At 45.2% G+C, this 13,527-nt stretch carries 26 protein-coding genes; 24 read left to right on the top strand and 2 right to left on the bottom strand.

The genetic code is table 11. The annotated features are described in order from the left end of the window. Positions 1 to 8: 8 nt before the first annotated feature. The 24 genes from rplB (at position 9) to rplQ (ending at position 11,772) form a co-directional block, all read left to right on the top strand. Positions 9 to 833, top strand: a complete 825-nt coding sequence (gene rplB, locus OCU90_RS15830) for a 50S ribosomal protein L2 (protein WP_017076297.1) — start codon at positions 9 to 11, stop codon at positions 831 to 833. A 19-nt stretch (positions 834 to 852) separates the two neighbouring features. After that, positions 853 to 1,131: a 30S ribosomal protein S19 gene (rpsS, locus tag OCU90_RS15825; RefSeq protein WP_004736729.1), complete on the top strand. Its 279-nt coding sequence runs from the start codon at positions 853 to 855 to the stop codon at positions 1,129 to 1,131. Between the two features lie 10 nt (positions 1,132 to 1,141). Continuing rightward, a complete protein-coding gene (rplV, locus tag OCU90_RS15820) occupies positions 1,142 to 1,474 on the top strand; it encodes a 50S ribosomal protein L22 (protein WP_004736732.1) in 333 nt (110 codons plus the stop codon). Between the two features lie 18 nt (positions 1,475 to 1,492). Continuing rightward, entirely contained in the window at positions 1,493 to 2,191 is a 699-nt protein-coding gene (gene rpsC / locus OCU90_RS15815) for a 30S ribosomal protein S3 (RefSeq protein ID WP_004736734.1), read from the top strand. An 11-nt stretch (positions 2,192 to 2,202) separates the two neighbouring features. Continuing rightward, positions 2,203 to 2,613 carry a 50S ribosomal protein L16 gene (gene rplP, locus OCU90_RS15810; RefSeq protein ID WP_004736736.1) on the top strand — a complete coding sequence of 137 codons (411 nt, stop codon included), beginning with the start codon at positions 2,203 to 2,205 and terminating at the stop codon, positions 2,611 to 2,613. Next, entirely contained in the window at positions 2,613 to 2,804 is a 192-nt protein-coding gene (rpmC, locus tag OCU90_RS15805; RefSeq protein WP_004736737.1) for a 50S ribosomal protein L29, read from the top strand. The genes rplP and rpmC overlap by 1 nt, the downstream gene beginning before the upstream one ends. Beyond that, positions 2,804 to 3,058: a 30S ribosomal protein S17 gene (gene rpsQ, locus OCU90_RS15800; protein WP_004736739.1), complete on the top strand. Its 255-nt coding sequence runs from the start codon at positions 2,804 to 2,806 to the stop codon at positions 3,056 to 3,058. The genes rpmC and rpsQ overlap by 1 nt, the downstream gene beginning before the upstream one ends. 162 nt (positions 3,059 to 3,220) lie before the next feature. Continuing rightward, positions 3,221 to 3,592, top strand: coding sequence for a 50S ribosomal protein L14 (rplN, locus tag OCU90_RS15795; protein WP_004736740.1), 372 nt, complete (start codon positions 3,221 to 3,223; stop codon positions 3,590 to 3,592). An 11-nt stretch (positions 3,593 to 3,603) separates the two neighbouring features. Beyond that, positions 3,604 to 3,921, top strand: a complete 318-nt coding sequence (gene rplX / locus OCU90_RS15790) for a 50S ribosomal protein L24 (protein ID WP_004736742.1) — start codon at positions 3,604 to 3,606, stop codon at positions 3,919 to 3,921. Positions 3,922 to 3,945: 24 nt separating this feature from the next. After that, on the top strand, positions 3,946 to 4,485 hold the full coding sequence (gene rplE / locus OCU90_RS15785) for a 50S ribosomal protein L5 (RefSeq protein ID WP_004736744.1): 540 nt from the start codon (positions 3,946 to 3,948) through the stop codon (positions 4,483 to 4,485). A 16-nt stretch (positions 4,486 to 4,501) separates the two neighbouring features. Then, positions 4,502 to 4,807, top strand: a complete 306-nt coding sequence (rpsN, locus tag OCU90_RS15780) for a 30S ribosomal protein S14 (protein WP_004736747.1) — start codon at positions 4,502 to 4,504, stop codon at positions 4,805 to 4,807. Positions 4,808 to 4,836: 29 nt separating this feature from the next. Beyond that, positions 4,837 to 5,229 (top strand): 30S ribosomal protein S8, encoded by a 393-nt coding sequence (rpsH, locus tag OCU90_RS15775; protein ID WP_004736749.1) that lies wholly within the window; start codon positions 4,837 to 4,839, stop codon positions 5,227 to 5,229. 10 nt (positions 5,230 to 5,239) lie between these two features. Continuing rightward, on the top strand, positions 5,240 to 5,773 hold the full coding sequence (rplF, locus tag OCU90_RS15770) for a 50S ribosomal protein L6 (RefSeq protein ID WP_004736750.1): 534 nt from the start codon (positions 5,240 to 5,242) through the stop codon (positions 5,771 to 5,773). A gap of 9 nt (positions 5,774 to 5,782) precedes the next feature. Beyond that, a complete protein-coding gene (rplR, locus tag OCU90_RS15765; RefSeq protein ID WP_004736752.1) occupies positions 5,783 to 6,136 on the top strand; it encodes a 50S ribosomal protein L18 in 354 nt (117 codons plus the stop codon). Between the two features lie 14 nt (positions 6,137 to 6,150). After that, complete coding sequence (gene rpsE, locus OCU90_RS15760; RefSeq protein WP_004736754.1) at positions 6,151 to 6,651, top strand: 30S ribosomal protein S5; 501 nt, start codon at positions 6,151 to 6,153, stop codon at positions 6,649 to 6,651. Positions 6,652 to 6,658: 7 nt separating this feature from the next. Continuing rightward, a complete protein-coding gene (gene rpmD / locus OCU90_RS15755) occupies positions 6,659 to 6,835 on the top strand; it encodes a 50S ribosomal protein L30 (protein ID WP_004736756.1) in 177 nt (58 codons plus the stop codon). A gap of 5 nt (positions 6,836 to 6,840) precedes the next feature. Next, positions 6,841 to 7,275 (top strand): 50S ribosomal protein L15, encoded by a 435-nt coding sequence (gene rplO, locus OCU90_RS15750; protein ID WP_004736758.1) that lies wholly within the window; start codon positions 6,841 to 6,843, stop codon positions 7,273 to 7,275. 20 nt (positions 7,276 to 7,295) lie between these two features. After that, entirely contained in the window at positions 7,296 to 8,630 is a 1,335-nt protein-coding gene (secY, locus tag OCU90_RS15745) for a preprotein translocase subunit SecY (protein ID WP_004736759.1), read from the top strand. A gap of 41 nt (positions 8,631 to 8,671) precedes the next feature. Next, complete coding sequence (gene rpmJ / locus OCU90_RS15740) at positions 8,672 to 8,785, top strand: 50S ribosomal protein L36 (protein ID WP_000868186.1); 114 nt, start codon at positions 8,672 to 8,674, stop codon at positions 8,783 to 8,785. 149 nt (positions 8,786 to 8,934) lie between these two features. After that, positions 8,935 to 9,291, top strand: coding sequence for a 30S ribosomal protein S13 (gene rpsM / locus OCU90_RS15735; RefSeq protein ID WP_004738779.1), 357 nt, complete (start codon positions 8,935 to 8,937; stop codon positions 9,289 to 9,291). 19 nt (positions 9,292 to 9,310) lie between these two features. After that, on the top strand, positions 9,311 to 9,700 hold the full coding sequence (rpsK, locus tag OCU90_RS15730) for a 30S ribosomal protein S11 (RefSeq protein WP_004738778.1): 390 nt from the start codon (positions 9,311 to 9,313) through the stop codon (positions 9,698 to 9,700). A 31-nt stretch (positions 9,701 to 9,731) separates the two neighbouring features. Continuing rightward, positions 9,732 to 10,352 (top strand): 30S ribosomal protein S4, encoded by a 621-nt coding sequence (gene rpsD, locus OCU90_RS15725; protein WP_004729814.1) that lies wholly within the window; start codon positions 9,732 to 9,734, stop codon positions 10,350 to 10,352. 22 nt (positions 10,353 to 10,374) lie between these two features. Continuing rightward, positions 10,375 to 11,367, top strand: a complete 993-nt coding sequence (locus tag OCU90_RS15720) for a DNA-directed RNA polymerase subunit alpha (RefSeq protein ID WP_004729813.1) — start codon at positions 10,375 to 10,377, stop codon at positions 11,365 to 11,367. A 24-nt stretch (positions 11,368 to 11,391) separates the two neighbouring features. Then, positions 11,392 to 11,772, top strand: coding sequence for a 50S ribosomal protein L17 (gene rplQ, locus OCU90_RS15715; RefSeq protein ID WP_004729812.1), 381 nt, complete (start codon positions 11,392 to 11,394; stop codon positions 11,770 to 11,772). A 298-nt stretch (positions 11,773 to 12,070) separates the two neighbouring features. Here rplQ and OCU90_RS15710 read toward each other — a convergent pair whose 3' ends face one another. Beyond that, positions 12,071 to 12,565, bottom strand: a complete 495-nt coding sequence (locus OCU90_RS15710; protein WP_017083776.1) for a DUF2780 domain-containing protein — start codon at positions 12,563 to 12,565, stop codon at positions 12,071 to 12,073. Between the two features lie 134 nt (positions 12,566 to 12,699). Continuing rightward, entirely contained in the window at positions 12,700 to 13,320 is a 621-nt protein-coding gene (locus OCU90_RS15705) for an FKBP-type peptidyl-prolyl cis-trans isomerase (protein WP_017078817.1), read from the bottom strand. Positions 13,321 to 13,527: the final 207 nt, after the last annotated feature.

The following is a 13,527-nucleotide window of genomic DNA, read 5'->3' as shown; positions in this document are numbered from 1 at the left end:
TAGTAAAAATGGCTATTGTTAAATGTAAGCCGACTTCCCCTGGTCGTCGTCACGTCGTTAAAGTTGTTAACGCTGACCTGCACAAGGGTAAGCCATACGCACCACTTTTAGAGAAAAACTCTAAGAACGGTGGTCGTAACAACAACGGTCGTATTACAGTACGTCACATCGGTGGTGGTCATAAACACCATTACCGTCTGATTGACTTCAAACGTACTAAAGATGGCATCCCAGCGAAAGTTGAGCGTCTAGAATACGATCCAAACCGTAGTGCTAACATCGCTCTAGTTCTGTACGCAGACGGTGAGCGTCGTTACATCATTGCACCTAAAGGTGTTAACGCAGGCGACCAGATTCAATCTGGCGTAGATGCTGCAATCAAAGCAGGTAACACTCTGCCGATGCGCAACATCCCAGTAGGTTCTACTGTACACTGTGTTGAACTTAAGCCTGGTAAAGGTGCACAACTAGCTCGTTCGGCTGGTGCTTATGCTCAAATCATCGCTCGCGATGGTGCATACGTAACTATCCGTCTACGTTCTGGTGAAATGCGCAAAGTACTTTCTGAAGGTCGTGCAACGATCGGTGAAGTTGGTAACTCTGAGCATATGCTACGTGAACTTGGTAAAGCTGGTGCTTCACGCTGGCGCGGCGTACGTCCAACCGTACGTGGTGTAGTAATGAACCCGGTGGATCACCCACATGGTGGTGGTGAAGGCCGCACATCTGGTGGTCGTCACCCAGTATCTCCTTGGGGCGTTCCTACTAAGGGCTTCAAGACTCGTAAGAATAAGCGCACTGACAAGTACATCGTACGTCGTCGCACTAAATAATTTATAAAGAGGAATCGCCATGCCACGTTCTCTCAAGAAAGGTCCTTTTATTGACCTACACTTGCTGAAGAAGGTAGAGAAAGCGGTGGAAAGCGGAGACAAAAAGCCTATTAAGACTTGGTCCCGTCGCTCAATGATCATCCCAACAATGATTGGTTTGACCATCGCTGTCCATAATGGTCGTCAGCACGTCCCTGTTTTCGTTACCGAAGAAATGATCGGTCACAAACTAGGCGAATTTGCACCAACTCGTACTTATCGCGGTCATGCTGCAGATAAGAAAGCTAAGAAGAAATAAGGAGTAGATGATGGAAGCTTTAGCTAAACATAACTTTGCTCGTATTTCTCCACAGAAAGCTCGCTTAGTTGCAGACCAAATTCGCGGTAAGTCGGTAGACCAGGCTCTAGAAATTCTAACTTTCAGCAACAAAAAAGCTGCTGTTTTAGTTAAGAAAGTTCTTGAGTCAGCTATCGCTAACGCGGAACATAACGAAGGTGCAGATATCGACGATCTAAATGTCGCTAAAATCTTCGTAGATGAGGGCCCTATCATGAAGCGTATTATGCCTCGTGCTAAAGGCCGTGCGGATCGTATCTTGAAGCGTTCAAGCCACATCACTATTGTTGTAGCAGATCGCTAAAGACTAGGAGAGTAAGCAATGGGTCAGAAAGTACATCCTAATGGTATTCGTCTTGGCATCGTCAAGCCTTGGAATGCTACATGGTTTGCTAATACCAACGAATTCGCTGACAACCTAGACGGCGACTTCAAGGTACGTCAGTTCCTTACCAAGGAACTACAAAAAGCATCATTATCTCGTATCGTTATCGAGCGTCCAGCGAAGAGCATCCGTGTGACTATTCACACAGCTCGTCCTGGCGTTGTTATCGGTAAGAAAGGTGAAGACGTAGAGAAGCTACGCGCAGCTGTAGCTAAAATCGCAGGTGTACCAGCGCAAATTAACATCGCTGAAGTACGTAAGCCTGAGCTAGATGGTCAGCTTGTAGCTGATAGCATCGCGTCTCAACTAGAGCGTCGTGTTATGTTCCGTCGTGCAATGAAGCGTGCGGTACAAAATGCTATGCGTCTAGGCGCTAAAGGCATCAAAGTACAAGTAGGCGGCCGTCTTGGCGGTGCTGAAATCGCACGTTCAGAGTGGTACCGTGAAGGCCGTGTGCCTCTACACACTCTACGTGCAGACATTGATTACGCAACTTCTTCGGCTCACACTCAATACGGTGTGATCGGCATTAAAGTTTGGATCTTCAAAGGTGAGATTCTAGGCGGTATGCCAGCTGCTAACGCAGTAGAGCCAAAAGGCGATAAGCCTAAGAAGCAGCGTAAAGGCCGTAAGTAAGGAGTCGAACGATGCTACAACCAAAACGTACTAAGTTCCGCAAGGTTATGACTGGTCGTAACCGTGGTCTAGCTAAAGGTACTGAAGTAAGCTTCGGCGAATTCGGTCTTAAAGCTGTTGGCCGTGGTCGTCTGACTGCACGTCAAATCGAAGCGGCACGTCGTGCTATGACACGTCACATTAAGCGTCAAGGTCAAATCTGGATCCGTGTTTTCCCAGACAAACCAATTACTGAAAAGCCTCTTGAAGTTCGTCAAGGTAAAGGTAAAGGTTCAGTTGCGTACTGGGTTGCTCAAATCCAACCAGGCAAAGTTATGTACGAGATGAATGGCGTACCTGAAGAGTTGGCACGTGAAGCGTTCCGCCTAGCGGCGCGTAAACTGCCTGTTAAAACTACTTTTGTAACTAAGCAGGTGATGTGATGAAAGCACAAGATCTACGCGAAAAGAACGTTGAAGAGCTTAACGCTGAGCTATTGAATTTGCTACGTGAACAGTTCAACTTGCGCATGCAAGCTGCAACTGGTCAACTTCAGCAAACTCATACTCTAAAAGCTGTACGCCGTGACATCGCACGTGTGAAAACTGTTTTGACTGAAAAGGCAGGCGCATAATGAGCGAAACTAACCGCATCCAGCAAGGCCGTGTAGTAAGTGACAAGATGGACAAGTCTATCGTTGTTGCTATTGAGCGTACTGTAAAACACCCAATTTACGGTAAGTTCATCAAACGCACGACTAAAGTACACGCACACGACGAAGACAACACTTGTGGCCTAGGCGACAAAGTTGAAATCGCTGAGTGTCGTCCTCTGTCTAAGACTAAGTCTTGGACATTGGTTAAAGTTCTAGAAAAAGCGAAGATTTAATCTTTGTAATTCTATAACTTATAAGCGGCTCCAAATTATTTTTTGGAGCCGCTTGTTTTTTGTCTACCCAATTTAAAAAAAGGGTGGTACAATTCGCGTCCCTTTTAAAGAGGTAGCCCGACCCGAGAGGGTCTAGTTTTAATATTTAGCGGAGCACTAACAATGATCCAGATGCAAAGTACACTTGACGCAGCAGATAACTCTGGCGCGCGCAAGGTAATGTGTATTAAGGTTCTGGGTGGCTCTCACCGCCGTTATGCACATATCGGTGACGTCATCAAGGTTACAGTGAAGGAAGCGATTCCTCGCGGTAAAGTAAAGAAAGGTGATGTTCTGAAGGCGGTAGTAGTGCGCACCCGTAAAGGCGTTCGTCGCCCAGACGGTTCTGTCATTCGCTTCGACAGTAATGCTTGTGTATTGTTAAATGACACTACTGAGCAACCAGTCGGCACACGTATCTTTGGTCCTGTGACTCGTGAACTTCGTAACGCGAAATTCATGAAGATTGTATCACTTGCACCTGAAGTTCTGTAAGGAGCGGCAACATGGCAGCTAAAATCCGTCGTAACGACGAAGTAATCATTCTTGCTGGTAAAGATAAAGGCAAGAAAGGTAAAGTAACTAAGGTTCTGACAACTGGTAAAGTTGTTGTTGAAGGCATCAATCTTGTTAAAAAACACCAAAAGCCGGTTCCGGCTCTAGGTCAACAAGGTGGCATCGTTGAACAAGAAGCAGCTATTGATGCTTCTAACGTTGCAGTCTTTAACGCGGCTACTGGTAAAGCAGACCGTATCGGTTTCCGTATCGAAGATGGCAAGAAAGTTCGTTTCTTCAAATCTAACGGCGAAACTGTTTCTAACTAATTAGAAGTAATTTGGAGTTCTACTATGGCGAAACTGCATGATTACTACAAGTCGTCTGTAGTCGCTGAGCTTACCAAAGAGTTCAGCTACACAAGCGTCATGCAAGTCCCTAGGATTGAGAAAATCACCCTAAACATGGGCGTTGGTGAAGCAATCAACGATAAGAAACTGCTAGAAAACGCAGCATCTGATATGGCAACGATCTCTGGTCAAAAGCCACTTATCACGAAAGCGCGTAAATCTGTAGCTGGTTTCAAAATTCGTGAAGGCTACCCAATTGGTTGTAAAGTAACCTTGCGTGGTGAGCGCATGTGGGAATTTTTAGAGCGTTTAATCTCTATCGCACTTCCACGTGTACGTGATTTCCGTGGTGTTAGCGCTAAGTCTTTTGACGGACGCGGTAACTACAGCATGGGCGTTCGCGAGCAAATCATCTTTCCGGAAATCGACTACGATAAAGTCGATCGTGTCCGCGGTCTTGATATTACTATCACGACATCTGCGGGATCCGATGAGGAAGGCCGAGCTCTGCTGGCTGCCTTTAACTTCCCATTCCGTAAGTAAGGGTAGGGTTACTGTTATGGCTAAACAATCAATGAAAGCACGTGAAGCTAAACGTGCAAAACTAGTAGTTAAGTTCGCTGAAAAGCGTTCTGCGCTAAAAGTTATCATTAGCGATGTAAACGCATCTGAAGAAGATCGTTGGAATGCGGTTCTTAAACTGCAATCTCTTCCACGTGATTCAAGTGCATCACGTCAGCGCAACCGTTGCAACCAAACTGGTCGTCCACACGGTTACCTACGTAAATTCGGTCTAAGCCGCATTAAGGTTCGTGAAGCTTGCATGAAAGGCGAGATTCCGGGTCTTCGTAAGGCTAGCTGGTAATTGCCACTTAATCATTTGGAGTAAATCTTATGAGCATGCAAGATCCGATTTCGGATATGCTGACCCGAGTTCGTAACGGTCAGGCAGCAAATAAAGTTGCTGTAAAAATGCCTTCTTCAAAGCTTAAAGTTGCAATTGCTGCATTACTTAAAGCTGAAGGTTACATCGTAGACTTCGCTGTTGACAGCGAAGTAAAACCTGAGCTAGAAGTTACTCTTAAGTACTTCCAAGCTAAACCTGTAATCGAGCAAATCAAGCGTGTATCACGTCCTGGTCTAAGAGTTTATAAAAATAAAGACTCTTTACCTACAGTGATGGGTGGTCTTGGTATTGCAGTTGTTTCTACTTCCAAGGGTCTGATGTCTGACCGTGCTGCTCGCAAAGCAGGTCTTGGCGGTGAAATCATCTGTTACGTAGCTTAAGGAGTAGATTATGTCTCGTGTTGCTAAAGCACCTGTCGCTATTCCAGCTGGCGTAGAGGTGAAACTAAACGGCCAAGAAGTTACTGTAAAAGGTAGCAAAGGTGAGCTTACTCGCGTTCTTAACAGCGCCGTAGTTATTGCACAGGAAGAAAACAACCTAACTTTCGGTCCGAAAGAAGGTGTTACTAACGCATGGGCACAGGCTGGTACAGCTCGCGCTCTAGTTAATAACATGGTTGTGGGTGTTACTCAGGGCTTCGTTAAGAAGTTAACTCTTAAAGGTGTTGGTTACCGTGCTGCTATCAAAGGCAACTCTGTAGGTCTAACACTAGGCTTTTCTCACCCAGTAGAGCACGCTCTACCTGAAGGTATTAAAGCTGAGTGCCCTAGCCAAACTGAGATCATTATTACTGGTTGCGATAAGCAAGTAGTAGGTCAAGTTGCGGCTGACATTCGTTCTTACCGTGCTCCTGAACCTTATAAAGGTAAAGGTGTTCGTTACGCAGATGAAAATGTGCGTACTAAAGAAGCTAAGAAGAAGTAAGGTATCACTATGGATAAGAAAGCATCTCGCATCCGTCGTGCTACACGTGCACGTCGTAAGATTGCAGAACTTGGCGCAACTCGCTTGGTAGTACACCGTACTCCTCGCCATGTTTACGCTCAAGTTATCTCGGCAAACGGCTCTGAGGTTATCGCAGCTGCTTCTACTGTAGAAAAAGCGATCCGTGAGCAAGTTAAGAACACTAGTAACGTTGATGCAGCTAAAGCAGTTGGTAAAGCTGTTGCTGAGCGCGCTCTTGAAAAAGGCGTAGCTACAGTTGCATTTGATCGTTCTGGTTTCCAATACCACGGTCGAGTAGCGGCGCTAGCAGATTCTGCTCGCGAAGCTGGTCTGAAATTCTAAGGTAGGGTTGGAAGATGGCTAAAGAACAACAACAAGCTAATGATTTGCAAGAAAAGCTGATCGCTGTTAACCGTGTATCTAAGACGGTTAAAGGTGGTCGAATCATGAGCTTTACTGCACTAACAGTAGTTGGTGACGGTAATGGTCGCGTAGGTTTCGGTTACGGCAAAGCTCGTGAAGTACCTGCTGCGATTCAAAAAGCAATGGAAAAAGCGCGTCGTAACATGGTTACTGTTGCGCTTAACGAAGGCACTCTTCACCACCCGGTGAAAGGTCGTCATTCGGGCTCTAAAGTTTACATGCAGCCAGCTGCTGAAGGTACAGGTGTTATTGCCGGTGGTGCAATGCGTGCCGTACTTGAAGTTGCAGGCGTACATAACGTACTTTCTAAAGCATACGGTTCAACGAACCCAATCAACGTTGTTCGCGCAACGATTGGTGCTCTAGTAGACGTTAAGTCACCAGAAATGGTTGCTGCTAAACGTGGTCTAACTGTTGAATCTATTTCGGAGTAAGAACACGATGGCAACTATTAAAGTAACTCAAACTAAAAGCTCAATTGGTCGCCTACCTAAGCACAAAGCGTGTCTTAAAGGTCTAGGTCTTCGTCGCATCAACCATACAGTAGAACTTGAAGATACACCGTGCGTACGCGGTATGATCAACAAGGTTTACTACATGGTTAAGATTGAGGAGTAATCAGAATGCGTTTGAATACTCTATCACCGGCTGCTGGCTCTAAACCTTCTAAGAAGCGTGTAGGTCGTGGTATCGGTTCTGGCCTTGGTAAAACAGGTGGCCGCGGTCACAAAGGTCAAAAGTCACGTTCTGGCGGCTCTGTTCGTCCAGGTTTTGAAGGCGGTCAAATGCCTCTAAAACAACGTCTACCTAAATTCGGTTTCACTTCTCGTAAGAGCCTAGTGTCTGCTGAAGTTCGTCTAGCTGAGCTAGCGAAAGTAACAGGTGACGTAGTTGATCTTAACAGCCTTAAAGCTGCTAACGTTATCACTAAGAACATCGAGTTTGTTAAGATCGTTCTTTCTGGTGACCTAAGCAAAGCTGTGACTGTTAAAGGTCTACGCGTGACTAAAGGCGCTAAAGCTGCAATCGAAGCTGCAGGCGGTAAAATCGAGGAATAATCTCGAGGAACGAGGTACAGATGGCTAAGAAACCAGGAAAAGATTTTCGTAGTGCTCAAAGCGGCTTAAGTGAACTAAAGTCGCGCTTATTATTCGTAATTGGTGCACTTTTAGTATTCCGAGCCGGCTCTTTTGTGCCGATCCCTGGTATTGACGCAGCTGTACTTGCCGATTTGTTCGATCAGCAAAAAGGTACCATCGTAGAAATGTTTAACATGTTCTCCGGTGGTGCTCTTGAGCGTGCATCTATATTAGCATTGGGTATCATGCCGTACATTTCGGCATCGATCGTAGTCCAATTGCTAACTGTAGTTCATCCAGCGTTAGCGGAACTCAAGAAAGAGGGTGAAGCAGGCCGTCGTAAGATAAGCCAATATACACGCTACGGCACGCTTGTACTTGCAACATTCCAAGCTATTGGTATCGCAACAGGCTTACCAAACATGGTCGACAATCTGGTTGTTATCAACCAAACCATGTTTACGCTTATTGCTACCGTGAGTTTAGTAACTGGTACCATGTTTTTGATGTGGTTAGGTGAACAAATCACTGAGCGAGGAATCGGTAATGGTATTTCCATTCTGATTTTTGCAGGTATTGTTGCTGGATTGCCTTCTGCAATCGGTCAAACAATCGAGCAAGCGCGTCAAGGTGAATTGCATGTGCTTCTTCTGTTGTTTATCGCGGTATTGTCTTTTGCTGTAATTTACTTCGTGGTTTTCATGGAGCGTGGTCAACGTCGTATCGTCGTTAACTATGCGAAGCGTCAACAAGGTCGTAAAGTGTTTGCAGCACAAAGTTCTCATTTGCCACTTAAGATTAATATGGCAGGTGTTATACCAGCGATTTTTGCATCAAGTATTATTTTGTTCCCAGGAACATTAGCGCAGTGGTTTGGTCAAAATGGTGAAAGCAGCGCGTTCGGTTGGTTAACTGACGTGTCATTAGCTCTTAGCCCAGGTCAACCGTTGTATGTAATGCTTTATGCAGCAGCTATAATCTTCTTCTGTTTCTTCTATACAGCGTTGGTGTTTAACCCACGTGAAACAGCTGATAACTTGAAGAAGTCTGGTGCATTCGTACCCGGTATCCGCCCAGGTGAGCAGACAGCGAAATATATCGATAAAGTGATGACTAGACTAACCCTTGCGGGCGCTCTATACATTACTTTTATATGTCTGATTCCTGAGTTCATGATGGTCGCGTGGAACGTTCGTTTCTACTTTGGCGGCACTTCCCTACTAATCGTAGTGGTTGTTATCATGGATTTCATGGCACAGGTACAGACTCATCTGATGTCACAACAGTATGATTCTGTGTTAAAGAAAGCGAATCTGAAAGGTTACGGCCGTTAATTCGGTAGTAATTATTTCGATTCCATTTACGGAGTTTAGCAATGAAAGTTCGTGCTTCCGTTAAAAAAATCTGCCGTAACTGTAAAGTTATCAAGCGTAACGGTGTCGTTCGCGTGATTTGCAGTGAGCCAAAGCATAAGCAACGCCAAGGCTAATCAGCAGAAATTTTTACTTGAAATACTAGGTAGAGTCGAGTATATTCCTCGGCCTACCTTTTGCGTGCAAAAGAAGTAGTATGCCGCAGCGTATCCATAACGGGCTTTGCTGCGGATAATTCTTTTATGAACCCCCTTAGGAGTGAATAATGGCCCGTATAGCCGGCATTAACATTCCTGATCATAAGCATTCTGTAATTGCACTTACTGCAATCTACGGTATTGGTAAAACTCGCTCTCAAGCTATTCTAGCTGAAGTGGGTATTGCTGAAGATGCTAAGATCAGTGAACTAACTGAAGAGCAGATCGATCAACTGCGTGATGGTGTAGCTAAATACACTGTAGAAGGTGATCTACGTCGTGAAGTATCGATGAACATCAAGCGTCTTATGGACCTTGGCTGTTACCGCGGTCTTCGTCATCGTCGCAGTCTACCACTACGTGGACAGCGTACTAAAACCAACGCTCGCACCCGTAAGGGTCCGCGCAAGCCGATCAAGAAATAGTCGGATAAGGTAGAGTACAATGGCAAAACAACCAACTCGCGCGCGTAAGCGCGTACGCAAGCAAGTAGCTGATGGCGTAGCGCACATTCATGCTTCTTTCAACAACACAATCGTAACTATCACTGACCGCCAAGGCAACGCTCTTGCATGGGCTACAGCAGGTGGTTCAGGTTTCCGTGGTTCTCGTAAATCTACTCCGTTCGCAGCACAAGTTGCAGCTGAGCGTTGTGGTGAAATGGCTAAAGAATATGGCCTAAAGAACTTGGAAGTTATGGTTAAGGGTCCAGGTCCAGGTCGCGAATCTACTGTTCGTGCACTGAACGCTGCTGGTTTCCGTATCACTAACATTGTTGATGCGACACCAATCCCTCATAACGGTTGTCGTCCACCTAAGAAACGTCGCGTTTAAGTTTCGTTTCTAGGAATATTGGAGAAAGATCATGGCAAGATATTTGGGTCCTAAGCTGAAGCTTAGCCGTCGCGAAGGTACTGACTTATTCCTTAAGTCTGGTGTCCGTGCGATCGATACCAAGTGTAAAATTGATAACGCACCAGGTGTACACGGCGCTCGTCGCGGTCGTCTATCTGAGTATGGCGTTCAGCTTCGTGAGAAGCAAAAAGTTCGTCGTATCTACGGCGTTCTAGAAAAACAATTCCGCAACTACTACAAAGAAGCTGCACGTCTTAAAGGCAACACAGGTGCAAACCTGCTTCAGCTTCTTGAAGGTCGTCTTGATAACGTAGTTTACCGTATGGGCTTTGGCGCTACTCGTGCTGAATCTCGTCAACTAGTTAGCCACAAGTCTGTTCTAGTTAACGGTAAAGTTGTAAACGTTCCTTCTTTCAAAGTAGCGGCTAACGACGTTGTTTCTATCCGCGAGAAAGCTAAACAGCAATCTCGTATTAAAGCGGCTCTAGAAGTTGCTGAACAACGTGAAAAGCCAACTTGGATTGAAGTAGATGCTAGCAAAATGGAAGGTACATTCAAGCGTATGCCTGAGCGTTCTGACCTATCAGCTGACATCAATGAACACTTGATCGTCGAACTTTACTCTAAGTAAGGTTAAAAAAAGAGAGGACACAATGCAGGGTTCTGTAACAGAATTTCTTAAGCCGCGTCTTGTTGACATTGAACAGATCAATACGACACACGCGAAAGTAACTCTTGAGCCATTAGAGCGCGGTTTCGGCCACACTCTAGGTAATGCTCTTCGCCGCATTCTTCTATCTTCTATGCCGGGTTGTGCCGTAACAGAAGTTGAAATTGAAGGTGTGCTACACGAATACAGCACTAAAGAAGGCGTTCAGGAAGATATCCTGGAAATCCTTCTAAACCTTAAAGGTTTAGCTGTACGCGTTGCTGAAGGCAAAGATGAAGTGTTTATTACACTGAACAAATCAGGCTCAGGCCCTGTTGTTGCAGGTGACATCACCCACGATGGTGATGTAGAGATCGCTAACCCTGAGCACGTAATTTGTCACCTAACGGATGACAATGCTGAGATCGCTATGCGTATCAAAGTAGAACGTGGTCGTGGTTACGTTCCAGCTTCAGCTCGTATCCATACTGAAGAAGATGAGCGTCCTATCGGTCGTCTATTAGTTGACGCTACTTACAGCCCGGTTGATAAAATCGCCTATGCTGTAGAAGCGGCACGTGTAGAACAACGTACTGATTTAGACAAGCTTGTTATCGATATGGAAACGAACGGTACTCTAGAACCTGAGGAAGCAATCCGTCGTGCAGCTACTATTTTAGCTGAACAACTGGATGCGTTCGTAGATCTTCGTGATGTACGTGTACCTGAGGAGAAGGAAGAGAAGCCAGAATTCGATCCTATCCTACTACGTCCTGTAGACGATCTTGAACTAACAGTTCGCTCTGCTAACTGTTTGAAAGCAGAAGCGATTCACTACATCGGTGATCTTGTACAGCGCACTGAGGTTGAGCTACTTAAAACGCCAAACCTTGGTAAGAAATCTCTTACAGAGATTAAAGATGTGCTTGCTTCACGTGGTCTTTCTCTAGGCATGCGCCTAGAAAACTGGCCACCAGCGTCAATCGCTGAAGATTAATCGAAAAGTTAGAAGGATTAGGTCATGCGCCATCGTAAAAGTGGTCGTCAACTCAACCGCAACAGCAGTCATCGCAAAGCGATGTTCAGCAACATGGCTAGCTCTCTTGTTCGTCACGAAGTTATTAAAACTACCGTGCCTAAAGCAAAAGAACTACGTCGCGTAATTGAGCCATTGATTACCCTAGCTAAGACAGACAGTGTTGCTAACCGTCGTCTTGCATTTGCTCGCACTCGTGATAACGAAGTTGTGGCAAAACTATTTAATGAACTAGGCCCGCGTTTCGCGGCTCGCCAAGGTGGTTACACTCGCATTCTTAAATGTGGTTTCCGTACTGGTGATAAAGCTCCAATGGCTTACATTGAGCTTGTAGACCGCCCAGCTGCTGAAGAAGCTGCTGAGTAATCTATACTAGATTCTTAATACAAAAAGCCGAGCATTAGCTCGGCTTTTTTTGTTTCTATCGAATTGAAAAATTGCACCACGATGTTTGGCATTTTTACTTGCCTGCTCTGATCTATTTTTTAAAAATATCTCGTATCTCGTATCTCGTATCTCGTATCTCGTATCTCGTATCTCGTATCTCGTATCTCGTATCTCGTATCTCGTATCTCAAATATCTTTTCTTCCACGCACAAAAAAGAGCACCGAAGTGCCCTTACAATATTCTTTAACTAATCGCTAATCGCTAATCGCGATGGCCTTACTGCCAAATAGCGGCAAGTGAATCCATAAGGCCGCTCGTTGCACCTTGTGATTGAAGTGCCTGAAGAATGATTGGTGCAAATGTCGTAACCATTGACGAATCCATACCTAACCCAGCAAACGCACTTTCAACAGCACCTTGTGAGCTTAGAACTGATGATAAGCCAGTTGATTCAAGCGAAGACATTCCAGGAATGAGTGATGCGAGTTCTTTATTGTCTGCTGAGCCAAGTGAATTTTGTGCAAGCGCCAACATTGAACCGATACCACCAATTGCTTGATCGCTGGTAACAGATGCTTGATCAGCAACGGTATCAGCAAGTGGTGTTGTTTCGTTTTGTTGAGACCACATATTCACTGCTGCCATCAGGGCAGTTTGCGATAGTTGGGAATAGTTGGTATCTGATGTTGAACCGGTTTGTTCAGAGTCGCTAGTGCTAGCGCAAGAAACTACAGCAAGGCTGCTGAGCATAGTGATGAGTATTTTCTTCATTATTCTTCCTTAAGTAATAAAGTAATCGACCTATTCACTATAAACGAAAAACGGCGATGTAGTCACATCGCCGTTGGATTATTTTAATTTTATTTGCCTATAGTATTTTGTTTTACTAAAGGTTTTTATAAAAATTAAAGGATAGCTAGAAGTTCTACTTCAAACACTAGAGCTGCAAATGGTGGAATTGCAGCACCTGCGCCGCGCTCACCGTATGCTAGATCTTGAGGGATGTATAGCTTCCACTTAGAGCCAACAGGCATCATTTGTAGAGCTTGTACCCAACCTTGAATTACGCCAGTTACTGGGAATTCAGCAGGTTGACCGCGAGATACAGAACTGTCGAAAACAGTACCGTCAGTTAGTTCACCGTGGTAGTGAACACGTACTTGCTTGTCTGCAGTAGGGATTTCGCCAGTACCTTCAGTTAGTACTTCGTACTGAAGACCAGACTCAAGAACTGTTACTTCTGAACGAAGAGCGTTGTCAGTTAGGAAAGCTTCGCCGTCAGCAGCTGCTGCTTTAGCTAGTTCTTGACGTGCAGCTTCACCACGAGTGTGTAGCTCTTGTAGTGCGTTGTTGATTTCGTCAACTTCGATAGCTGGCATGTCACCAACTAGAGCTGTTGCGATACCAGCAGCGATTGCGTCAACGTTTAGGCCTTCAAGACCAGAACCAGCAAGTTGTTGGCCCATTTGTAGACCGATACCGTAGCTAGCTTTTTGCTCTACAGTTTCAAATTTTACTTCAGACATGAAAAGTCACTCTTTTTGTCAGTACGAAAAGGGTAAGAATACCAGTATTAGCAGCCTGAATAAACGGCTAGCCCCTGATCACTTACGCTTTAACGTGTCCAAATCACAGCTATGTCAATTTTCTTGCTTTGGTCTCTGTTGTAGCGGAAAGATCTATACTGTTGGTACTTTGGTTTTTATACTGTAGTTATTCAATGTATAGGACGC

The organism is Vibrio splendidus (assembly GCF_024347615.1).
GTDB lineage: Bacteria > Pseudomonadota > Gammaproteobacteria > Enterobacterales > Vibrionaceae > Vibrio > Vibrio splendidus.
This window is presented reverse-complemented; position numbering and strand designations above follow the sequence as displayed.